At 42.3% G+C, this 22,048-nt stretch carries 20 protein-coding genes; 12 read left to right on the forward strand and 8 right to left on the reverse strand.

The annotated features are described in order from the left end of the window. Positions 1-452 precede the first annotated feature (452 nt). Positions 453-1,031: a histidine phosphatase family protein gene (locus AR334_RS24050; protein ID WP_066319717.1), complete on the forward strand. Its 579-nt coding sequence runs from the start codon at positions 453-455 to the stop codon at positions 1,029-1,031. Beyond that, positions 1,009-2,040, forward strand: a complete 1,032-nt coding sequence (locus AR334_RS24055) for a DUF418 domain-containing protein (RefSeq protein WP_066319720.1) — start codon at positions 1,009-1,011, stop codon at positions 2,038-2,040. Before AR334_RS24050 ends, AR334_RS24055 begins: the two co-directional genes overlap by 23 nt. A 23-nt stretch (positions 2,041-2,063) precedes the next feature. On the opposite strand, the gene AR334_RS30440 is transcribed toward AR334_RS24055, so the two are convergent. Further along, positions 2,064-2,531, reverse strand: coding sequence for a redoxin domain-containing protein (locus AR334_RS30440; protein ID WP_367576373.1), 468 nt, complete (start codon positions 2,529-2,531; stop codon positions 2,064-2,066). Positions 2,532-2,995: 464 nt separating this feature from the next. Here AR334_RS30440 and AR334_RS24070 point away from each other — a divergent pair, with 464 nt between their 5' ends. Genes AR334_RS24070 through AR334_RS24085 form a run of 4 tightly spaced genes read left to right on the forward strand, consistent with a single transcriptional unit; the run spans position 2,996 to position 6,642 of the window. Beyond that, the gene (locus AR334_RS24070; RefSeq protein WP_066319735.1) at positions 2,996-3,949 is read left to right on the forward strand and encodes an ABC transporter permease; all 954 of its coding nucleotides are present in this window, start codon (positions 2,996-2,998) and stop codon (positions 3,947-3,949) included. Continuing rightward, positions 3,942-4,892, forward strand: a complete 951-nt coding sequence (locus tag AR334_RS24075; RefSeq protein WP_066319738.1) for an iron chelate uptake ABC transporter family permease subunit — start codon at positions 3,942-3,944, stop codon at positions 4,890-4,892. Before AR334_RS24070 ends, AR334_RS24075 begins: the two co-directional genes overlap by 8 nt. Continuing rightward, positions 4,889-5,650: an ABC transporter ATP-binding protein gene (locus tag AR334_RS24080; protein WP_066319741.1), complete on the forward strand. Its 762-nt coding sequence runs from the start codon at positions 4,889-4,891 to the stop codon at positions 5,648-5,650. Before AR334_RS24075 ends, AR334_RS24080 begins: the two co-directional genes overlap by 4 nt. A gap of 41 nt (positions 5,651-5,691) precedes the next feature. Beyond that, positions 5,692-6,642 (forward strand): siderophore ABC transporter substrate-binding protein, encoded by a 951-nt coding sequence (locus tag AR334_RS24085; RefSeq protein WP_066319744.1) that lies wholly within the window; start codon positions 5,692-5,694, stop codon positions 6,640-6,642. Positions 6,643-6,787: 145 nt separating this feature from the next. Here the strand turns inward: AR334_RS24085 and AR334_RS24090 are convergent, their stop codons facing one another. After that, positions 6,788-7,324 carry a ribonuclease H-like YkuK family protein gene (locus tag AR334_RS24090; protein ID WP_066319748.1) on the reverse strand — a complete coding sequence of 179 codons (537 nt, stop codon included), beginning with the start codon at positions 7,322-7,324 and terminating at the stop codon, positions 6,788-6,790. Positions 7,325-7,519: 195 nt separating this feature from the next. Between AR334_RS24090 and AR334_RS30445 the strand changes: the two genes are divergently transcribed. After that, the gene (locus AR334_RS30445) at positions 7,520-8,704 is read left to right on the forward strand and encodes an SEC-C metal-binding domain-containing protein (protein WP_066319750.1); all 1,185 of its coding nucleotides are present in this window, start codon (positions 7,520-7,522) and stop codon (positions 8,702-8,704) included. A gap of 112 nt (positions 8,705-8,816) precedes the next feature. Here the strand turns inward: AR334_RS30445 and AR334_RS24100 are convergent, their stop codons facing one another. Next, complete coding sequence (locus AR334_RS24100) at positions 8,817-9,326, reverse strand: DinB family protein (protein ID WP_066319752.1); 510 nt, start codon at positions 9,324-9,326, stop codon at positions 8,817-8,819. Positions 9,327-9,618: 292 nt separating this feature from the next. On the opposite strand from AR334_RS24100, the gene AR334_RS24105 reads away from it, so the two are divergent. Then, on the forward strand, positions 9,619-11,991 hold the full coding sequence (locus tag AR334_RS24105) for a M14 family zinc carboxypeptidase (RefSeq protein WP_066319758.1): 2,373 nt from the start codon (positions 9,619-9,621) through the stop codon (positions 11,989-11,991). Between the two features lie 92 nt (positions 11,992-12,083). On the opposite strand, the gene AR334_RS24110 is transcribed toward AR334_RS24105, so the two are convergent. Then, a complete protein-coding gene (locus tag AR334_RS24110; RefSeq protein ID WP_066319762.1) occupies positions 12,084-14,480 on the reverse strand; it encodes a M14 family metallopeptidase in 2,397 nt (798 codons plus the stop codon). 424 nt (positions 14,481-14,904) lie between these two features. On the opposite strand from AR334_RS24110, the gene AR334_RS29710 reads away from it, so the two are divergent. Continuing rightward, entirely contained in the window at positions 14,905-15,222 is a 318-nt protein-coding gene (locus AR334_RS29710; protein WP_066319765.1) for a hypothetical protein, read from the forward strand. Positions 15,223-15,329: 107 nt separating this feature from the next. Here AR334_RS29710 and AR334_RS24120 read toward each other — a convergent pair whose 3' ends face one another. Further along, positions 15,330-15,575, reverse strand: a complete 246-nt coding sequence (locus AR334_RS24120) for a hypothetical protein (RefSeq protein ID WP_066319773.1) — start codon at positions 15,573-15,575, stop codon at positions 15,330-15,332. Between the two features lie 543 nt (positions 15,576-16,118). Between AR334_RS24120 and AR334_RS24125 the strand changes: the two genes are divergently transcribed. After that, complete coding sequence (locus tag AR334_RS24125; protein WP_066319776.1) at positions 16,119-16,886, forward strand: hypothetical protein; 768 nt, start codon at positions 16,119-16,121, stop codon at positions 16,884-16,886. Positions 16,887-17,120: 234 nt separating this feature from the next. Further along, complete coding sequence (locus AR334_RS24130) at positions 17,121-17,714, forward strand: biotin transporter BioY (RefSeq protein WP_066319779.1); 594 nt, start codon at positions 17,121-17,123, stop codon at positions 17,712-17,714. A gap of 29 nt (positions 17,715-17,743) precedes the next feature. Here AR334_RS24130 and AR334_RS24135 read toward each other — a convergent pair whose 3' ends face one another. The 3 genes from AR334_RS24135 to AR334_RS24145 form a co-directional block, all read right to left on the reverse strand. Then, positions 17,744-18,997 carry a GGDEF domain-containing protein gene (locus AR334_RS24135; RefSeq protein WP_082693092.1) on the reverse strand — a complete coding sequence of 418 codons (1,254 nt, stop codon included), beginning with the start codon at positions 18,995-18,997 and terminating at the stop codon, positions 17,744-17,746. 311 nt (positions 18,998-19,308) lie between these two features. Further along, entirely contained in the window at positions 19,309-20,145 is an 837-nt protein-coding gene (locus AR334_RS24140; protein ID WP_066319782.1) for an aldo/keto reductase, read from the reverse strand. Between the two features lie 138 nt (positions 20,146-20,283). Next, entirely contained in the window at positions 20,284-21,018 is a 735-nt protein-coding gene (locus tag AR334_RS24145; RefSeq protein WP_066319784.1) for an IclR family transcriptional regulator, read from the reverse strand. 157 nt (positions 21,019-21,175) lie between these two features. On the opposite strand from AR334_RS24145, the gene AR334_RS24150 reads away from it, so the two are divergent. Further along, entirely contained in the window at positions 21,176-22,030 is an 855-nt protein-coding gene (locus tag AR334_RS24150) for a dimethylarginine dimethylaminohydrolase family protein (RefSeq protein ID WP_066320290.1), read from the forward strand. Positions 22,031-22,048 lie beyond the last annotated feature (18 nt).

Here is a 22,048-nt window from a genome sequence, read left to right on the forward strand (position 1 = left end):
TCACGTAGAGAGGTTCTACGTGACTGCCAATCAAGAAAAAGGATGAAAGTGGTCACGTAAAGAGGTTCTACGTGCCCGCCAACCAAGTAAAAAGATGAAACTGGTCACGTAGGGAGGTTCTACGTGCCCGCCAATCAAGAAAAAGGGAGAAACTGGTCACGTAGAGAGGTTTACGTGCCCGCCAGCCTAGAAAAAAGGTGGAACCGGTCACGTTGGGTCTTTCTATGAACCTAGCGTTTGAAAAAATATTCGCTCCGGTCACATGGGAGCAAAAACAGCCTATGCTTATGGTACCGGTAGGATGATATGGGATGGGTGCACCTTGCTGTTGAAGATCACTAGATAGAGGATTTAGGGCCAGGATGGCGAATTTAATTTTATAGTTTATTACTGTTTTCAGTGAGAGGTACAGAGATACAGAGATAGAGAGGTACAGCCAGGGAGGAGTTAGGATGGAAAAGCGGGTTTATGTTGTTAGGCATTGTGAGGCAGAGGGGCAGCCAAGTGAGGCGCATCTGACGGAGATGGGATTTCGGCAGGCGGCTGCCTTAGCCCAATTTTTTATCGAGGAGAAGGTGGAACGAATTATTTCGAGTCCGTTTTTGCGTGCGGTTCAGTCGATAGAGCCGACTGCAACACGTAAAGGGGTGCAAATGGAGACGGATGACCGGCTGGCAGAGCGAATTCTTAGCACCCAAGTTCTAGATGATTGGCTTGTTAAGCTTGAGGCCACCTTTGCTGATTTAGAGTTGAAATTCGCAGGTGGGGAGTCCAGCCGTGAGGCCATGAACCGAATTGTAAGTGTTGTGGAAGAGATACTAGAAGGTGAGGCAGTGGACACTCTTATCGTGACTCATGGGAATTTGATGTCACTATTATTGCATCATTATCAGCCTTCCTTTGGGTTTGAAGAGTGGAAAAACCTCGGAAATCCGGATGTGTTTTTGTTAAAGTTTAGAGAAGACCATGTCACGATTGAACATATCTGGAGGTTTAAGGAGAATTTGAATGGATTTAGGTCGACGGATTGATGTGCTGGATTATTTGCGAGGGTTTGCGCTCTTGGGGATTATTTTAGTTAATATTGGACCGCTGTTGTTGGTGAAGGTGCCGGAGACAGCATCCCATGACGCCACTTATTGGCGGTTTTTGTATTTGTTCGTGGAGGGCCGCTTTTATACGATTTTTACGTTTTTGTTTGGGGTTGGATTTTATATTTTTATTACCAGGGCCAATACGAAAGGAAAGAATGGATTCCTGTTGTTTTTGAGACGGGCTGCCATTTTATTTCTAATTGGTTTGGTCCATGTTCGGTTTCATCCGGGTGAGGCATTGACGGTATATGCCATTTGCGGTCTGTTCCTTCTGCCATTTTACAAGGTACATAAACTGATCAACCTTGTCGCGGGTCTTATCCTGTTAGTTGTTTTCGGAATGATGTCCTTCAAGCTGTTCATCGTGGCTCCTGTTATGCTTTTAGGAATTGCCGCGGGCCAGTTTCGGGTTTTCGAAGCGATTCCTAAAAACATCCGAAAAATCGCTGTTTTTACGGGGGTTATGCTTGTCCTGAGTGTTGCCGGGCTGATTTATCAATATAAGTATGCCCCATTCGTTTTTGGGACTGTAACGGAAGTGGAATACCAGAGAACCCAGCAGTTTATCGACATCGGTATCACGATTGGCCCGATTGTTTCGGCGGTATATGCTGGTACCCTAATCTTGTTATTGCAAATTCCAATCCTGCAAACGCTCCTTTCGCCATTAAAAAGCTATGGGCGGATGGCGCTCTCAAACTATATCTTGCAAACTGCTTTCATTTACCTGGCGGGGGCGTCATTCGATTTATTCGGGAATATTACCTATCTGCACACTTTGTATGTTTGCATTTCAATCATCCTGGTGGGGCTTATTTTCAGCATTGTCTGGCTCCGATATTTTCAATACGGGCCGTTGGAATGGCTTTGGCGGGCCGCCACCTATTTGACGCTTCCACCGATGAGGCGCGTTAAAGCTCCAGAATACAATATGACACAAGGATAAAAGCCGGGATCATAAGCCCCGGCTTACTTTAGTTTTTCCAACTCCGTAAAAACTGTTTCATAATCTTCCTTTTTATCAGCTTTAAACGAAATATTCATATAACTGATGATTCCATCCTTGTTAATCACAAAGACAGAGCGGATGGCGACTTCGCCTTTTTCATTAAACACGCCATAGCTCTTAATTGTCCCCCGATGCCAATCGGACAATAACGGGTATGGCAATGTCCCCATGCTGGCAGCAAAGACACGGTGGGAAGGGAGATGGTCGGCACTTATGCCGAGTACCTCTGCGCCCAACTCCTCAAATCTTTTGTAGTCCTCTTTCCAAGAGGAAATTTCTTTAATTCAGCCTGGTGTAAAGTCCATGCCGTAAAACGCGAGTACGACCTTCCTTTTTCCTCGATAATCTGAGAGCGCAATCGTCTCCTTTGTGGTTGCGGCGAGAGAAAAGTCCGGCGCAGCATCTCCAACCTTCAAATATGATTCCAAGCATACTCCTCCTTCCTTTAAAAATAAAGAACCTTACTATTTTCCCCATCATCATAAAAATTAAGACGTTCAAATGGGACTCGAAGCATTGGCCGTATTTATTAGATTAACACTATATTAATGTCACAAAATGTTCGAAATCGAGTGAAAATTATTCTCATTTAAATATTGACTTACAATTTGACGATGCTATAATCATACATGTAAGTGATAATGATTTTCACTGTCACTCATTTATTAGAAAATTGTAAGGCCTTCTTTTTTTGTATTTAGATGAAAATTATTCTCATTTAAACTGAATAAGTTAATCATGGGAATTTTTTTAACCTTACAAATGATAAAGATTCTCACCAATGGTGATAATGATGCATAACCCTTTTTTTATGCAAACGGGTGATAATGATTCTCAACGAAGCACATAATATACCAAAAAAGCTAGAAAAATAGAATGTTTGAGGACAGCCATGAAAAAACGATACTTACTTCCAGCTTTAATAATCTTATCTGTCATCTCATTATTCGTTGGCGTTAGCAGCATTTCGCCTCTGGATCTGCTGGATGTCCAATCCGATGAAACGCAAATTTTTCTAATCAGCAGACTGCCTCGGCTTGTCGCCATCCTTCTCGCGGGTGCGGGAATGAGCATTGCCGGCCTGATTATGCAGCAGCTAAGCCGGAACAAATTTGTCTCGCCGACCACGGCGGGAACATTGGATGCTACAAGGCTTGGAATTCTTGTCTCGATGCTGTTGTTTGCAAACGCTTCGCTGCTTGAAAAAATGGCCGTAGCCTTCCTGTTTGCCCTTGCTGGGACGTTCTTGTTTATGCAAATACTAGACCGGATCAAGTTTAAGGATGCCATCTTCATTCCGCTTGTCGGCCTGATGTTTGGGAATATCTTAACCTCGCTCACGACATTTTTTGCCTACCGGGCCGATGTGATTCAAAATATGTCGGCATGGCTGCAGGGAGATTTTTCAACGATTATGAAAGGTCGCTATGAGCTGCTTTACATAAGTGTTCCGATCTTAATTATTGCTTATCTATATGCAAATCGATTTACGGTTGCTGGGATGGGGGAAGATTTTTCGAAAAATCTCGGCCTTGCCTATCGCAAGATTGTCAATATTGGCTTAATCCTAGTTGCCTTGATTACGGCAACAGTTGTGTTGACGGTAGGAATTATTCCGTTTCTGGGCTTAATTATTCCAAACATCATTTCTATTTTTAAAGGTGATCATTTACAAAAAACGTTGCCGCATACCGCGCTCCTTGGAGCAATATTCCTACTGGTTTGTGACATTTTGGGCCGATTAGTCATTTATCCTTATGAGATTTCAATCAGTCTCATGGTCGGCGTCATCGGCAGCGGTATTTTCTTATATCTGTTGTTCCGGGGGAGGGCCGCCAATGCGTAACTCAATGAAACTGGCGATCCTCGCGATTGTGGCCGCGGGATGCTGTGCCTTATACCTATTCCATGAATTAAACGGCAGCTTTGATTATGCCTTGCCAAGGCGGGTATTAAAGGTGCTGGCGATGGTCATCACTGGATTCACAATCGCTTATTCAACGGTTGTGTTTCAAACCATTACCCATAACCGCATTTTAACACCAAGCATAATGGGATTGGATTCACTATATTTACTGTTACAAACAGTGATTATCTTTTTCTTAGGTTCAGGTCACACGATTATTGTAAATAAGCAGCTAAACTTTTTAATCTCAGTTGCTGTGATGATTGTGTTTGCGTTATTGCTGTATAAGTTTCTTTTTAAAAAAGGCGGACAGCAAATCTACTTTTTACTGCTGATTGGAATCATTGTCGGAACATTTTTCTCAAGCATTTCGACGTTTTTCCAGGTACTGATTGACCCGAATGAGTTCCAGATTGTCCAGGACCGGATGTTTGCGAGTTTTAACAATATCAACTCGGACTTGGTTTGGTTGGCAGTGGGAATTGTAGGTATGGTCACAGTGTATGCCTGGCGCTATCTGCGATATTTGGATGTCTTGTCGCTTGGTCGTGAAGTCGCCATCAACCTGGGTGTTCCTTACGACTCCATCGTCAAACAAATGCTAATTATTGTGGCTATCTTTATTTCAATTTCGACAGCACTTGTTGGCCCAATTACCTTTTTCGGCTTGATTGTTGCCAATCTGTCGTACCAATTTTTCAAGACATATAAGCATCATGTGCTGATTACTGGTGCAGTGGTAATGAGTATTATTGCCCTAGTCGGCGGCCAGTGGGTGGTCGAGCGGGTGTTTACTTTTTCAACAACACTCAGTGTGATTATTAACTTTATCGGCGGTGTCTATTTCATTTATCTACTACTGAAGGAGAGGAAAGCAGCATGATCCAAGTCTTATCACTGTCAAAGTTTTATGGGAAAAAGGCGGTTGTTGAGGACGTGTCGGTGACGATTCAGCCACGGAAAATAACCTCTTTCATCGGTCCAAACGGTGCAGGGAAGTCGACCTTGCTTTCGATGGTCAGTCGACTCCTCGATGCCGATACGGGTGAAGTGCTAATGGACAAAACCGATGTGCGTAAAATGAAATCAAATGACTTTGCCAAACGGGTGTCGATTTTAAAACAATCCAATTATATGAATGTCCGCTTAACTATTCGTGAGCTGGTTTCGTTTGGCCGATTCCCATATTCAAAGGGACGGTTGACGGAGGAGGATGAGCGGATTGTGAATCAATCGCTTGAGTATATGCACTTGACCGATATGCAGGACAGATATTTGGATGAACTGTCAGGCGGTCAGCGCCAGCGAGCGTTTATCGCGATGGTCATTGCACAGGATACCGAGTATATTTTGCTCGATGAACCACTGAATAATCTGGATATGAAGCACTCGGTTCAGATTATGAAGATTTTGCGCCGGCTTGTTGATGAGCTAGGAAAAACGGTTGTCATCGTCCTGCACGATATTAACTTTGCATCCGTGTATTCCGACTGGATTGTCGCGATGAAGGATGGCAGGGTAGTGAAGGATGGTCCGAAAGAGGAGATTATTCAGTCAGATGCCTTAAAGGAAATTTACGATATGGATATTCCGATTCAGGAAATGGGCAGCTGTCGCATTTGTGTTTACTTTAATTCTTAGACCACAAATTTTAATTCATCAATTACAAGGAGAGTACAGCTATGAAAAAATGGAGTTTATTAGGGATTATTTTTTCAATTATTCTTGTGTTAGCTGCATGCGGCGGTGCCAAGGAAACTTCTGAATCTGAGAAAACATCAGGCAGCAAGTCAACTGCGGAAAAAGTGACAATTAAGCATAAATACGGGGAAACTGTAGTGAAGAAAAACCCTAAGAAAGTCGTGGTGTTTGACTTTGGTATTTTGGATACATTAGATGAACTAGGTGTGGAAGTGGCAGGTCTTCCTCAAGCGACGATTCCTGATTATTTGAAAAAATATGGTGATAAGAAATACACGAATCTAGGTAGCTTGAAAGAGCCTGATTTTGAGGCAATTCACGCCATGAAGCCAGATGTCATTTTTATCTCCACACGCCAAGCTGAGTTATATGATCAGTTCGCAGAGATTGCTCCAACCGTATATATTGAATTTGACTATAGCAAATACATGGACTCTTTTGAGAAAAATATGAATCTTGTCGGTGAAATTTTCGGTAAAGAGGACCAGGTTGCCGGGGAATTAAAAGAGGTTAAAGCTGACATCGAAGCGTTAAATAAAAAGGCTAAAGCAGCGAATCAAAAAGGCTTAATTTTATTGGCAAATGAAGGACAAATCAGCGCATTCGGCCCAAGTTCACGCTTCGGTTTAGTTCATGATGTGTTTGGATTCGGTGCAGCTGATGAAAAGATTGAAGTTTCAACACACGGGCAGGTAGTCACCTTTGAATATATTATGGAAAAAAATCCGGACGTGCTGTTCGTGATTGACCGAAACGTAGCCGTAGGCGGCGATGCAGGCGCGAAAAAAGTCGTAGAGAATGAGCTTGTTAAAAAAACGAACGCTTACAAAAACAATAAAATCATCTACCTCGATGCCAACACTTGGTACCTAAGCGGCGGCGGCCTAAAATCAATCAAATTAATGGCTGAAGAAATCGAAGCGGCCCTGTAGAATTTATATTCAATTGTTAATAATAAGGATGGTGTCAGGCACCACTCGTGGACAAAATGCACAATTTGTCCACCGTGGGCGGACACCTTTTTTATTGGTGCTTCTCTGAAAGCTTTTTCGCTCAGGGTACGGGAATGGGTGGTCTTTATTTTGTATAGCGGTTGGCGTAGCTGGAAGCGACGAAGGCGTCGGGTTTGATTTTGGGCTCGACGCCCATGGATTCCATTCGAGTGACCATTTCTGCGACAAATTCACTTGTTTTGTTGCGTTTGCCTTCGCCAATGTCGATATGCCCTTCCATTGTAAAGGTTGCCCCTGCATAGACATTGGGCAGAACAATATTAATCAACGCATTTTTTCGTTCCTCTGTAAACAGGGTAACAATTTCTTCGGTTAAGGAAAGCTCCAAAGAGATCCTTTCATGCAACTGGGTCATTTTTCGGGGGACAATGACCCTTCGAATACAGGCCCAAACTCCTTTCCCCATATTTTGAATAACAATTCCAGTAATAAAAGTAGTGTGGGACCGGTGAACCTGTGAATCCGTTCCGACCATTAACCGGTAATGTCCGCAAGGGTCACTACCCATAAATTCCACAATCCTCTCAAATACCTGCTCAAAGGTCATTCGTTTTTCCAGAAGATTTTTAAACAAGGGGCCGCTTGGCCTGGGATTTGTCATAAAACACCACATCTTTCCGTTCATGATAATGTATTTTATGGAAAAATAATAATCGGCGTGCCAACGATAGGAATGACTCGATATACTAAGCGTTTCCTATAGAAAAAGGTGGTACAATCAAAGTGAGATTAAATACATAAAAGTGAAAGTTAAAATAGGCACATTTTTAAAAAATATTAAGGTAGGTTGAAGAGTATGAGTATTTTGGCGAAACTTAACCCATTTTTAACAACTGATGACCTAATCGTATTAGATTTTGTACTAAGGGTGGTGAGGGAATATCCTTTTGTTCCCGAGGAGTGGACAGAAGTCCTGTTAAATGAGGCCACAGAGTCCAAGGAGAAAGAAAAGTTAATCATTCCTCGCATCGATCATTTCCCATTCAACGATAAGGCAGTGGAGATGTTAATAGAGGGGTATTCAAAAGCTGACCTGCAAACCAAGTATTTATATCTTCGACCGATCCTGGGTTTGAGACCGGAGACAGCATTAAAAAATAAATGGAATTTTGAAAAAGTAATTGATAGTGAGACATGGGCACTATACGAGCTTCTTGTAGACGGAAATGAAGAAGAACTGCGGAATCAGTATGAATCAGTTCTTGAAGCCATGGAGAAAGAACTCTATTATAATTCGAAATTATTCAGAAAGGCACAGCTATTGGCCCAAAAGCTGGCTGAAAAGGGAGGAGTTACGGAAACTGAGATTGATGATATTTTTCAAAAGGAGCTGGACCAAGAATACTTTTCCTATCGTGGCATATTGAATGTTTATATCGTTGGGCTTCTGAGGCTGGAAAAACACATTCCTTTACTGACTAGCTTATTGATTAGAGACGAGGACATTCTTTTAGAGCAAGCATCAGCATCCTTGCAATTCTTTCAAACTGAGCAAGTGGTAGATGCAATTGCACCTCACCTTCAATCTGAAAACTACATTGGATTCACTGTTGGCACCATTGGGGATACATTTACACCAAAATCTGTTGAAGTTTTGAAAAAGGTGTATTGGGATGTAAAGGGTGGCGATAACAAAGCTATTGTGATAGAGGCACTCTGCAAACAACTGAGCCCCGAGGTTTCTCCAGAAATAGAGGATTTTATGAATGCCGGTTATGACCAATTGATGTATGAACCAGAGGAGTTGGCTTACGGATTCTATAAAGTTATGGGTGTCGATCATCCGAACTTGGAGAAATGGAAACAAATAACGATTGAAAGAGATGAGGAACACAGAAAAAAAGGAGAAAAAGAATTAAATTCACTAACACTGAAGGGTGTCTCCACCACTCCTGCCCGCAGCGAAAAAATTGGCAGAAACGACCCATGTCCATGCGGCAGCGGCAAAAAATACAAAAAATGCTGCGGTGCCAATAAGTAGACTGAATGGCTAACATTATAGGTGTCAGGCACCACTCGTGGACAAAAAAGCATTTTGTCCGTCTGGGGTGGACAAGTTCGATGTAGCTCTCATGCGGTGCCTGACAGTTCATTTATAGGATTTGGGCTTTGATCTCCTTGATTTGTTCAATATGACGCTGTTCGTGCAGGTAGGTGCTTTCGATCCATTGGTAGAGCGGCAGGTAGCCGAACACAGGGTGTTTAACTGATCTTTCCAATAATATGGATGGTTGGTCAACGTGGTCCAGGACCTCTAGTAACATTGTTCTTGATTCCGCTAACATGTCTACAAGCTGTTGCCCTTCATATGGCTCTCCACTAGGAATAACCATCTCGGGGGCAATAATTTTTTTTGAACGGTCGTTAAGAAGGTGAATAGGTTTGGGCTCTGCTTTTTTGGCATCTTCTTTCTTGAGACCGTATAAGATGGCCTTAGCAAAAGATATTTCTACTAAGTACAAGTGATGGCAGACCTGTCCCACACTCCATACATTTTCATCAGGAGCTTTATTAATATCCTCAAAACTGAGTGAACCAATTTCATTCAACAACTGTTCCCGTGTTTCTTCTAAATTTCCCTTCATCAACTCCAATTGAACCATATCCTCTTCCTCCTTACACATAATTGTGCAGTCTTTTCTATTACCATACTGTTTATATTCGGGGAGTCTATAAATATTCCTTTATGACTGTGGCTTTAGGTGCAAATTTTCCATTCAGCCGTGTACTAAAAGAAATGGCCATTCATAGAATAGTAATGTTGGCTCTGTAACTATTAGCCTACAAATAATTTAGGAGAAAGGGAGGATGCTTTTTGCCAGCATAGGAATTAAAATTTTAGTAATAAATATTCATAGTTTTAAATAATTATTCAAAAAATCTGGAGGTTATTTGATGAAGAAAAAAGTTGCAGGTCTTTTAGTGATAAGTTTACTTACCTCGGTTCCACTATCAGTGGGGCTTGCCGATTCACCAAAGTGGAAATACGTCAATACATACGAAGAGCAGGATGGCAGCTTGTTTAATAGTGAAAACTATGATTTTGTAAAGTTTTCGAAGATTGGGGCAAAATTAAAAGATATTGAGAAACAGTCAAATCGGGTCAAAGTAGAGGTTCGAGGCACATCTGCAGCAGGACATCCACTGTACGTAGTGACGATTGCGGACCCGACTACGCAGGGCAAGTTTGGAAAAATTCAAGCCTTAAGGAAGCAAATGTTTAAGAATCCAGAAAAGGCTCAGGATTGGATTGCCAACAATCCTGATTTTAAAGTTCCGATTATGATTAATGGTTCGATTCATGGTACGGAATTTGTGGGGAGCGATGCACTTCTCCAGCTAATTGAACGCTTTGCTACCCAAAATGACCCGGAGACGAAGAACGTCTTGGAAAATAATATACTTATCTTTAATGTCGTGCAAAACCCGGACGGACGTGTTGATGCCACCCGCTTCAATGGTGAGGGAATCGACTTGAACCGTGACTTTATCACTCAATCACAACCAGAAACTCGAGAGACCGTCGGGTTGATTAAAGAATGGAATCCGATGGTGTTTCTTGATACTCATGGATACGTAAAAAACTATGCGCCAAACCGACAGGGGTTAATCGAGCCATGTACGCCGCCGCATAATCCCAACTATGAATATGATCTTTATAATAAGTGGGCTTACAAGCAAGCGGAGGCAATGGAAGCGAAAATCATGAGTGATCAGGCTAATTATCAAGGAACCCTGTATAAGTCAATGAAAGGTGCCTATGTTCCGCAACGTGATGACTCAGCTGGCTGGGATGATTACCCGCCAATCTTCACCCCAATGTATGCAATGTATCATGGAGCCTACGGTCATACGCTGGAAGCGCCAACAAATGATTGGGATGGCGTCCGCTGGATGTACAATGCCATTATGGGGGCACTTGAATTTGCGACTGAAAACAAGCAAGCGATGATTACGGACCAGATTGAAATGTTCAAACGCGGTATTAATTTTGATCATCCGTTCCATAAGGATGGCTTCTACCCACAAGCTTATATACTTCCTGTTGACGAAAAGGACCCAACGGTAACTCAGAAGGCCGTCAACCATTTAATGAACAATGATATCGAAGTAGTTCAAGCGGCAAAGGCATTTACGGTTGATGGAAAAACGTATCCGAAGGGCACGTATATTGTCAAAATGGACCAAGCCAAAGCAGGGTTGGCCAATACAATGCTGTGGGAAGGGGAAGACATCTCAAATGACACTCCTGCCATGTACGACATTTCTGCATGGAGCCTGCCGGAGCTTTGGGGCTTTGAAGCGGTAGCCACACAAAACTCTGTTGATGTCGTCACGACAAAGGTCAACCAGGTTAACGGTCAAGGTGCAGTCATTGGCAAAGGGCCATTTGTAATTCCGAACAGTTCCGTGAAAGCTGTTAATCTAGTAAATACACTTCTTCAACAAGGCGTGGCTTTAAAACGCGATTCACAAGGCAATTTTTATACAGAAGCAGCAGCAAACAAAATCTCAGCAGCAGTGAAAGCATCCAGCCTGCAGGTGGAAAGTACAGCAAGCGTTCCGACAGATGCTGTTGAACTAAAAAGCTTAAAAGTAGCGATCTTAAAGGATGGCGGAATGGGCAAAGTCCAATCTCACAGCGGTACAAAACTTGCTTTAAAACGACTTGGCTTCCAGGTTACGGAAGTAACGCCGGTGGAGGTTGCGAATAATGGCTTGAGTGGGTTTGATGTGTTTGTCTACAGCGGTACCGAGAGTTTGATTTCCACCAACTTATCAGCTGCCAATAAAGAATTTGGTTTCCAAAATGCCGGTCAGTTCGATTCATTTAAGGCTAAGGTGACGAATTTTATCAGTGGCGGAGGGAAATACATTGCAGTAGGTGCAGGAGCCTCCCGTGCGACGAAAACACTTGGCCTGACTGATGATACGATTACCACGGCTGGTTCAAACAGCAACGGTATTGTAAAGGTAAACTACCAAGGAACTGGTTTGACAGCCGGATATGACCAAGATGATCTCGGCTTCGTTTACCGCCCGGTTTGGTATACCGGTACCGACAATGATGAAGTGGCGGCAACCTTGGCAAACTCCGATGATTTCTTTGTTGCGGGTCATTGGATAAATAATAGTGGGGCAAAGGGCAAGGCAGTAATGGTTAAAGAGAAAGATAAAGACGTAACCCTGATTGGCTTGGAAGCAGGTTTCCGGGATCACACCGATTACCTATTCCGACTTCTGTCCAATGCAATTTTTGAAAAATAATCACGAAAGGAAGTCTGGTTCTCATTTGGAGCCGGGCTTCTTTTTGTAAAAGAAAAGAGTTGACCCCGTAGGATCAACCCTTTTCAACCAAATTACTTGATTGTGATTGTGACAGAATTAAAGTTATTTCCGTTGCTAAGCGGATTGTAATTTTTCTCAATATTGCCGGCTGCGTCCACTGCGAACCAATTGATCTTCGTTGTTTTATCAATTTTTAAGGTTTGAGCAGACTCGCGGGTACCGCTTAATGCAAGTTTTTTAGATTCAAAAGTTGGACGGCTTCCATCTAGTGTATAGTAAATAGTGGCTGCTTCGCTTGTATCGAATGCCACTTCAACCGGACCGGAGAATTTACCGTTGCCTGGTACCGCTTTTGTGGAAGGCGGCTGCTTGTCTTTTGAATTATTATAGGCAACCTTGATTAAACCAATCAAGCCGTTAGCAAATTCCATTGCCTCCTCATGGCCTTCCACGAATGCTGGCTGGAATCCAACTCCTTCCCATCTGTTCCTTTCCTTATTCCATAAATCGGCACCTACTTCAAAGTTCCAGGCATATATCCCTTTTTCATACCAGAGATAATCGGCGGAGTTACCTGCTGCCGAGTACAGAACATCTGGAATTGGGCCAGTACGGCTTGGCAGAATAACCGTGCCGCGGTGATCCTGAATATCGTTCAAAATTTTGTCAGATGCTGCCCAGTAGAAGGCTTCTTCACCTGCAGATGGACGAGGCAGGGTGACGCGGTTTGGATCATAGGCGCCAGGTGACCACATGAAGTAGCCGCCGTAGCTATGGATGTTCATGGCAAACTTAATGTTTGGATTTTGGTCAGCCAGCCAGACAAGGTTACGCGCTTCCGGCTCGGAGTTTTCTGCTGGGCCAGCATAGGTGCCGCTTAAACAGTTAGTTGTGGAGGCACCGACATATCCATCAAAAGCGGAACCGACAGAGTGGTTGCGGTTTAGGTCAACGCCCCAAGAATTTCTGTTTGCTGGATCAGATTGAGTTGGACCGCACTGATTGGTCATATTTTTCCGTTGACTATTGTAATCATAGAAACTGTAATGCGCGCCATCTGGGTTGACGGACGGAACAAGGAAAATATCCAGGTTATTAACCAATTGCTTCGTTTCACCATCATGAGCATAGTTACGAAGCAAACGCTCAGCTGTTTCAAGCGTGACAAGCGGCGTTACCCACTCACGGGCATGCTCTTGCGCATAACCTAGGACGCCTGGCTTCGAACCATCACGATGCTTCCCGATTCGGATGGCTTTTACTGTGAATGGATCACGGGAGATAGTTGCAGGAGCTTTTAATCCATCCGTTAATTTAGCTGTAGCTGCTGAAACAACCCCTGCCCCAGTATTGCCGCGGTATGTAGTCGCGGTGACAAGGTCCTTTGCATTAGCGTTTAACGCATCCACAACTTGTTTTGCCGTACTGGTAACTTTTCCGTCTGAACCAGTAGCTAAATCGACAACCACTTTTTTGCCAGCAACTGTTACTTTAAGCGGAGAATTGCTGGTTCCAGGGTCTTTGAACTCAACGGAAATATCATTCCCGCCTTCATGACCCCAGGCTTTGGAGGAAACGACTACTGCAGAATTCTGTAAAGTGCCAATTTGTGCTTGTGCTAGACGGCGATATCCGTTTGTTTTATTCGGCATGTCAACGATTTCTACTAAATCAGGGAATTCCTTAGCAAGGTCTTCAAACCGCTTGTAAAGTTCCGTTGGATCCATATAATGGTCAACAAAATCCTTTACATAGTGCTTCTTCGGGCTGCCAGGCTTGTCCACTCCGAGCCACTGTGTTACCGTAGCAGTCGCAGTGCCACCGAGACTGCTGGTAATGGTGACAGAATCCGGAATGGCCGTTACAGGAATCTCAAACCAGTGGTAAATATATTCCCCATAGTCTACAAACCTTGAAAGTGTAGCCGATTTTTCAACCCCGTTCTCTGTCCAAGTCGCTTTTAAAGCTGTGCTAGCTGTTGCACCAGCACTTGTTTTAGCCTCAACGTAAAGGAAAGTATCGGATTGGTTGGTATAATGGTTGGCACGCAGGATTTTTACAGTATCCTCGGCAGCGGCCAAGCTAGATTGCAGCTGCATAACAGCCTGCCTCTCGGCCACCCTGGCATTCCATTGGTTTTCAGTGATCAAGGTGTCTTTTACCGTGATCCCATGAAGCTTTAACATTTCAATGTCGGATTTGGTAACAACCGCATCCACCTCAAACTTGCCATCATGCTCATGAATCCTGTGGGTAAGGTCAATGCCAAGCTCAAGCAATTTTTCCTTTGCCTTCTCGTTCGGAACCACCAATTGAACAACGGAGACAGATTCCTCGGCCGGTAGCGGAAGGTTCGCTTGTTCAACCGCTGAGGTTGGAATGCTTAGACCCGGTGAAAATGTTGTTAACCCGAGTCCGGCCACGGTAGTCATGACCAATAAATTTCTTTTCCATTTTTGCCTTTTCATCACGAAAATACGGCACCCCCTAAATTACATCAAAATTTTGTGGAACAAGCATATTATATATATAATAATCGGAATATTTTGTCATAAAATCTTACTTACCCCTAAATTTCGTCCTACAAAAATCTTGGTTACTGTAAAAACCTGAATTTTACTAAGAAAGTATTTTCGGGGGTAATATTACCTACCTATAAAGTGGTATTGGGATTGAGGGGAGCTAAAACTTTTATGAAAAAAAGAGGGCGATTTATTTTAAAATATCTTTCAAATAAAATCTTAAACTTTTATACAAAGTATAGATCGTAGAATACCGTCGAAATAGATGCTTTTGTGAAATTATTACATTTATAAACGATTGTCCATCAATCTTTAGACCAGTCCAACATTTAATAAAGAAATGAGATTTTTAAGGATAGGATGGATGATCATGGCGAAGCGAAATAGGGGAAAACCATCAGCTACTTGGGAAATGTCCGTGGAACATGTCCAATCTGCGGCAGAACAGGAATCAAACTTCTTTATCCACACAAAACAGATACCAACCAAACCATCAAAGTCTGCAAAAATTGCCGTAATAAATAGGGTTATTAACATACAGGGTGTGGATACCTACCAAATGGTGCCTGACACCAAAATGAATATTGCCAGCATCAATACAATAAAAAAGATTGTACAGGTTACCTCTAACGGGTTCTCTTGTGGGGGACAAAAGTTAAAAAAATATTTAAAATCGCATATGTTTTAACATTAAAAATAATTGATTTTTTACTTAAAAAAATGAATAAAATAGCACATAAAAACGCTTGGCTTTTATCACCAAGCGTTTTTCTTGTATTGTTCTTTACTTAGCTCCTATTTTTCATCATTTATTATTTCCATCCAACCTTTATACCCACAAACAGGACAAGTCACCATTCGCTCATACATATTTCTTTTTAGTGCCAATGCAAAACTTGGTTTTGATAATTTAAAGGATGAACGGCAATGTGGGCATTCAAAATGGGTATTTTTTGTTCGAACATCAACATATTTATAAGCCAAAATAAAAATTAAACCCATTATAATAAGTGTTTGAATCAATCCCAATAATGGACTCATTGAGTCTCCCCTCCTAAATTGGATTGTCAATTTAATTCTACTACTTCATTTTCATCGTAGATACAAAATATCCTCAATTTTAAACCTTTTATCAGTAATACCAAAATGCAGTGCAGATGTCGATTTTTAAAAAGTATCCAAGGTTTTAGCATAACTTTTAGCACATAAAATCGCACTAAAAATGTTGTGTACAATGGCTATTGTACACTGTTAATCTTATTCTAAAATGAGTGCTATTTTTATTGATAAAGTAAAACAAATGGCTTTATATCAAAAAAAACACCTATCTGCAATTTGCGAATAGGTGTGCGATTCTGTATGCGATTTGTCTGCTTTGTCCCCCTAAAGAGAACCCGTTAAGGTTACCTCTGACAGTCTTTTTTAATTTGATTTTTTCGCGGCTTTTACGACGTTTAAAGTGCGGGCGGAAGTACAGGAATGTCTGGTGTCAGGAATCGTGACTTTATTGTTTATTTTTTGAAAAAATACCGTTATTATGTAAAAGGATTGTGACTAAATATAAAGGATATATATGGGGGATTTATGAAAAAGCTTTTGGTTATTGTGGGGATTATTGTTCTGTTGCCGATTTTTGGGTTTGGGATTTATATTTTAGAGGATGTTTACTATAACATGATGGGGTCGAAGGTTGAGAAGGCCGCACTGAAATACCTTGATCAAAAATATGGGGACAGCTTTGAAATTGATGAGGTCTCCTATTCAAAGGCCCTGGGTGATGATGAAGGGGCATTCGAGATAGAGGCGCACTCGACGGATCATTCAGACATCACTTTTAGCCTCAGAGCTAATGAAGATTACCAGATCACTGGTGATGATTATAAGGAAAATAAATGGGGAAACGAGACCGAACAGGAATATATCCAGTTGGTTAAACCAATTTTTCCAAATGCCGACGAGATCTATGCATCCGGTTCGTTTCCGGAGGAGGTCGCTGACCGTTACGAGCTCGATGACACCTATCAAACTATTATTCAAGAAAATCCACAGCAAAGCCATGAATATATCAAAATTCTGATGTTTGTAACCTCGGTTAATAAAGAGGCAGAATTAGAGAGCATTTATCAGCTTCGGGAAATCATGGAGGGCCGAAATCTACGGACTTACCGGTTAGAGGTACAGTATTATCCCAAAAAGTTAAAGAATGAATTGAAAAATTATGATTCCTTGCATCAGTTCGATAATGACTTTTCTCAGGAGGGCCTATATGACTGCAAGCTGCATGGCGCAGTGGGGGAAGATGACTCAATTGCCGCCCCAGGGGATCTAGCGAAATTCTGCAGGGAGAAATAAAAAATGCGGCTAACAGAATTTTGTGCGCAAATAATAAAATTTCCAAGGAGAATTCTATACCTTTATAAAACGAAACCAACCTGTGAACACGCTACTGCGAGCGAGGCTTATGTAAAGAGAAGTATAGGACCACGCCAAGTTAATTGTTAACCTAAAAAAAAATAGGTTGACAATTATTGTTCCCCACCGTTATTTTTAATATAGAGAATTTTAAAGTTGGGTGGGGGAAAGAGAATGAATAAGTTTAGGGCACTTGATATTACGCTTGTCGGGATGTTTGTTGCATTGATGGCAGTTGGGGCCAATATTACAACGATAGCGCCATTTTTGGTCGTTGGCGGGGTTCCCATCACGCTACAAACCTTTTTTGCCATTTTGGCAGGGCTGATCTTAGGAAGCCGGTTAGGAACGGTGGCAATGATTGTTTATACATTGGTCGGCATGGTTGGGGTCCCTGTATTTGCAGGCTTTTTTGGAGGACTAGGGATTATTCTCAGACCAACCTTTGGCTTCATAATTTCCTATATTCTTGTGGCGTTTATTATCGGAAAAATCGTCGAGAAGTACAAGAGTCTTCCAGCATTTATCACGGCTGCTTTAATTGGAATGGTCATTAATTACCTTTTCGGAACAAACTGGATGTATTATGCCTATAAGCTTTGGGCCGCCGCGCCGGACGGTTTCACCTATAAGATGGCCTGGCTGTGGATGGTTCCGCCACTGCCAAAGGATGCGATTTTGGCCGTATTTGCTGGCATAATGGCGTTCAGGCTTGAAAAAACAGTCCTGTCAAAAGGGCAATTCAAGAACCTGAAACGAGCCTCATAAGAAATATAAATTCAAATAAAGAAGAGGTCCTAGACGAGGACCTCTTCTTTATTTGCCAGGCCGTTGATATACGATACGCGGTTTTTTCCAAGCTGCTTGGAATCGAACATCAACTCATCAGCAAGTATATAGGCTTTTTCCATGGAGATGTATTCATTGACCCTATAGTAATAGAGTCCGAATGAGGCAGTATAGTGTATCGAAATACTTTCGCCATTGTACTCGGTATTTACGGAGCTAGATTCAATTGCGTTTTGAATTTTATGGACCAATGCAACGGTTTCCTCGAAATTACGGTTCCTTAGGCAGAGGGTGAATTCCTCTCCGCCGCTCCGGAAAAGGTAGTCGTCTTCATCAAGAAAGCTTTTTAATGTCGCCGCAAAGTGCTGAATCACCCGATCACCGACAGCGTGATTATAAGTATCGTTGATGCCTTTAAATTTATCGATATCGGTTACCACGATGCCCATTTTTTCTCCCGATTCGCTTAACTCGGCCATTTTTTTATCCATAAAGGTACGGTTGTGGACGCCCGTCAGAAAGTCGGTATACGCCATTTGCTCAAACTTGTCCCGTTCCAATTTAGTCTGGATATTTTGAGATTTTTCATAGAATGAGCGGCTGACCACATAATTTAACAAAAAGACAATAATCAGCAACTCCCATTTTCCATCCTTAAGGAAGAGATACAGTAGTCCGTTCGAAATCGCAACCTTCCCGAAATCCAGAAAGCTTACCCTTTTAAAAATAAAATCGAATGCTTCTTTGGATGATTTCAGCTCACCTATAATAAGAAAGACAATGACCATAAATGTACCGGAAAGATAAGAGGTAATGCAGGCCAATAAAAATACTAAAATCCAAAATCCAAAGGGGATGGACTGAAAACTATCGTATAATAGTCGGAACAAGTAAAAGGCGAGCGAGTTGGTCATCACAAAGGAGCCAATATTATAAAATGTATCAGTGAATTCACTGGGGTCCGCGGTTTTGGTCAATTTGCGATAAAAGTAAATGGTAAACCGGTAAATAGTCTCGAAAATAAACAGGCCAAGCGGACCGGCAAACAGAACCAAGGATAAATCGTAGCTGATTCCATACTCAATATTGGTGCTGCCATTTTTATAGAATACTCTCAGACTGTAATAGAGGCTTGAAAATAACCAGTATATGAATAAGGCTTTTAGAAAGGTAAGGTTATCCACCAAAAGAGCAGCTGAACCTAAAGCTATTGCTAGGGCAGTAACAAATAATGATATGTCGTATAGCATAGCTTTTTGCAAAATGGCTCAGCTCCTTTCTTGATTTTATTTGTGGTTGCTTAATGGTGTGACGGATAGCTTTAAACGCTTATCCTTTTTATTCTACCAGACATGGAGCTGAGGAGTGAATGTGGAATCATTTCCAAAAAATGAAAGCATATTTATCCAAGAAATACTTGAATCTACTTCTATTTTACAATATATCGTATAGTTTTTTAAACTATTTAAACAATAAGACAATTCAAATATACACAAGAATGATTATGAAAGGAAAAGGCACCCTCCATAATAATGGGATTGGTGCCTTTTGCATAATAGTTGCCGCCGGGGTCCTAGATGGTTGGATAGACTTGGTTTGGGTCGGAGCCAGTCCGCATGTCCTTGTTTAGTCTACAGATTGCCTCCATGTCTTCTGCCGAGAGTTCGAAGTCGTAAATGTCGACATTCTCTGCTATTCGGGCAGGCGTGATTGATTTAGGAATAATCATGATGTCCTGCTGCAAATGCCAACGAAGAATGATTTGCGCGACCGTTTTTTGGTGACGCCCTGCTATTTCTCCAAGTACTTGGTCGGCTAAAATTCGGCCTTTTGCAAGCGGGCTCCATGCCTCGACGGCAATTCGGTTCTCCTGCAAATATTGCCTTAATGGCTCCTGGGTTAGATAGGGGTGCAGTTCAATCTGGTTGACCATCGGCAGCACATTTGCCTTTGTTTTTAATTGCTCAAGATGATGAATTTGGAAATTGCTTACGCCGATTGCCCGCACCATCTTTTCCTCATACAACCGCTCGATCGCCCGCCATGTCCCAAATAAATGCTTTTGGCTTGGCCAATGGACAAGCAGCAAGTCCAACTGGCTTAATTGCAGGTCGGCCAACGATTCTTCGAAAGTAAACAATGTTTGGTCATAGCCTTGGTTGCTGTTATTGATTTTTGTGGTAATGAAAAGGTCTTTCCTTGCTATGTCGCAATTATGCAAAAGCTCCCCGAGCATTGCTTCATTTTGATACGCTTGTGCGGTGTCAAACGAACGATAGCCAACCTCCAATGCCTTCAATATTGCCGTTTCCATTTCGCTCGGTTCGGTAATTTTGAAAACGCCAAAGCCGTGCTGCGGCATTTCAACGTCATTAAGTAATCTCATCGTATCTTTAAACGTTCTATTCATGCTGTGCCTCCTAAAAATTCTCCTGTCCCTAAGTATAGCGTTTGCAAAATCGTAATGAAAGCCACGTTGATATCTTTCCGTTAAAAAACAAAAAGGGCCGAGTAACCGGTCCCGTTCCCCTTATTTTTATTCTCTTCATCATTTTGCGCCTAATCGATTGGAAATTCGCATCCCATATTGAACTGCTTTTTCAATGATGAAATTTTTCCGTTCCTCCGCCACATTGAAATTTACATAACCGATACTGAGTGCCCCGATGAGTTCACTCTGGTGGTTAAAAATCGGTGCTGCAACGGAAGATGTCCCCGGGGTTCTCTCCCCGTGACTTTCCCCATATCCCTGCTTTCGGATTTTGTTTAATAATTCCAGGAAAGATTCTCTCTCATCCGCAGATACCAACGACTGTACGATTTTTAGCATGTCACCCTTTGGCATATTGGCTAACATGACTTTATTGGCCGCCCCGATATTCAAGGGGATCTTGATCCCAAGCTGGTCATAAATGCGGATCGGGTTATGCGGACAATCTATCCGTTCCACTACCAGTGCTTCTAATCCAATTGGTTTACTAAAATACACACTCTCTTCCACTTCATGCATTAATTTCTCCATTTCAGGGCGGATGAGGCCGACAAAATCAAAGGTATCATACATTTGCAAGCCATACTCAAGCCAAGCAGTCCCCAATGAGTATAGCTTATGCTCCGGATCTTGTTGTATAAGACCGTGCCCTTTCATGGATTGCAGCAGCCGATGCAGCGTGCTGACAGGCAGGTCGCATTCTTTTGATAATTCAGTAATGGAGAACCATCTCTTTGTATCGCTTCCGGCGAGAACTTTGATTACTACCATTGCCCGATCGATGGTTTGCATTGATATCCCCTCCAGTTAAGGAATTTTTTAGTATTCAGTAAATTCGAAAAATATTGACATCAATTTATTAGCACTATAATATCATATTATAGATTTTCCTGTCAGGGGAAATAGATTCCACTATACGGAAAAAGGGGGATGTTCTTTGCTGTCTTCGATGTATAAAAAACTTAACACCGTGATCATTAAACACCCAAAGGATGCCTTTATCAGCCAGGAGCATTTAAGTAATGAATGGAAACGATTCAACTATATCAATGAACCTGATTTTATAAAGGCCCAGCATGAATACGAGCACTTTCTGTCCATTGTGAAGGAACATGTGGACCGGATTGAATATTTGCCGTCATCCGATCGGGTGGGACTGGATTCGCTCTATGCCCATGACCCTGTCAAGTTCACGAAAAATGGTGCGATTATTTTAAAATCCGGAAAAACATTGCGGCAGCCGGAAGCAGAGGTCTATAAAGAATTTTTACAAGAAAAACAGATTCCGATAGTAGGAGAGTTGACGGGCGAGGCTGTGGCCGACGGCGGCGACCTTATTTGGCTCGATGACCGGACTTTGCTGATTGGACGAGGCTATCGGACCAACGATGAAGCCATCCTGCAAATCAAAGAAATGGTGAAGGATATAGTCGATGAAGTGATCGTTGTCCAGCTCCCGCATGACCAAGGGGAGAATGAATGCCTTCATCTGATGTCGATTATCAGTATCGTTGATGAGGATTTGGCGGTTGTCTATTCACGGTTGATGCCTGTTTTTCTCAGACAACTGTTGATCAAACGCGGTTATCAATTGATTGAGGTTCCCGAGCAGGAGTATTTATCGCTTGGCTGTAATGTACTGGCATTGGCGCCGCGGGTTTGCATGCTGGTTTCCGGAAACCCTGTCACGAAACAACAGTTAATCGATGCAGGGGCTACCGTATATGAATATGAGGGAAACGAAATATCTTATTTGGGAACAGGTGGCCCGACCTGCTTAACGTGCCCGGTTGTTCGCAGCTAAAGAAAATAAGGGGGAAAA

The organism is Bacillus sp. FJAT-29814 (assembly GCF_001510715.1).
GTDB lineage: Bacteria > Bacillota > Bacilli > Bacillales > Cytobacillaceae > Neobacillus.

Coding starts and splice junctions, on each gene's coding strand:
- AR334_RS24140 (WP_066319782.1), bottom strand. CDS start 20,145: ATGAATAGAACGTTTAAAGATACGATGAGATTACTTAATGACGTTGAA.
- AR334_RS24080 (WP_066319741.1), top strand. CDS start 4,889: ATGATCCAAGTCTTATCACTGTCAAAGTTTTATGGGAAAAAGGCGGTT.
- AR334_RS24125 (WP_066319776.1), top strand. CDS start 16,119: ATGAAAAAGCTTTTGGTTATTGTGGGGATTATTGTTCTGTTGCCGATT.
- AR334_RS24145 (WP_066319784.1), bottom strand. CDS start 21,018: ATGCAAACCATCGATCGGGCAATGGTAGTAATCAAAGTTCTCGCCGGA.
- AR334_RS24110 (WP_066319762.1), bottom strand. CDS start 14,480: ATGAAAAGGCAAAAATGGAAAAGAAATTTATTGGTCATGACTACCGTG.
- AR334_RS24070 (WP_066319735.1), top strand. CDS start 2,996: ATGAAAAAACGATACTTACTTCCAGCTTTAATAATCTTATCTGTCATC.
- AR334_RS30445 (WP_066319750.1), top strand. CDS start 7,520: ATGAGTATTTTGGCGAAACTTAACCCATTTTTAACAACTGATGACCTA.
- AR334_RS24105 (WP_066319758.1), top strand. CDS start 9,619: ATGAAGAAAAAAGTTGCAGGTCTTTTAGTGATAAGTTTACTTACCTCG.
- AR334_RS24085 (WP_066319744.1), top strand. CDS start 5,692: ATGAAAAAATGGAGTTTATTAGGGATTATTTTTTCAATTATTCTTGTG.
- AR334_RS24055 (WP_066319720.1), top strand. CDS start 1,009: ATGGATTTAGGTCGACGGATTGATGTGCTGGATTATTTGCGAGGGTTT.
- AR334_RS24090 (WP_066319748.1), bottom strand. CDS start 7,324: ATGACAAATCCCAGGCCAAGCGGCCCCTTGTTTAAAAATCTTCTGGAA.
- AR334_RS24120 (WP_066319773.1), bottom strand. CDS start 15,575: ATGAGTCCATTATTGGGATTGATTCAAACACTTATTATAATGGGTTTA.
- AR334_RS24050 (WP_066319717.1), top strand. CDS start 453: ATGGAAAAGCGGGTTTATGTTGTTAGGCATTGTGAGGCAGAGGGGCAG.
- AR334_RS24150 (WP_066320290.1), top strand. CDS start 21,176: ATGTATAAAAAACTTAACACCGTGATCATTAAACACCCAAAGGATGCC.
- AR334_RS29710 (WP_066319765.1), top strand. CDS start 14,905: ATGGCGAAGCGAAATAGGGGAAAACCATCAGCTACTTGGGAAATGTCC.
- AR334_RS24130 (WP_066319779.1), top strand. CDS start 17,121: ATGAATAAGTTTAGGGCACTTGATATTACGCTTGTCGGGATGTTTGTT.
- AR334_RS24100 (WP_066319752.1), bottom strand. CDS start 9,326: ATGGTTCAATTGGAGTTGATGAAGGGAAATTTAGAAGAAACACGGGAA.
- AR334_RS24075 (WP_066319738.1), top strand. CDS start 3,942: ATGCGTAACTCAATGAAACTGGCGATCCTCGCGATTGTGGCCGCGGGA.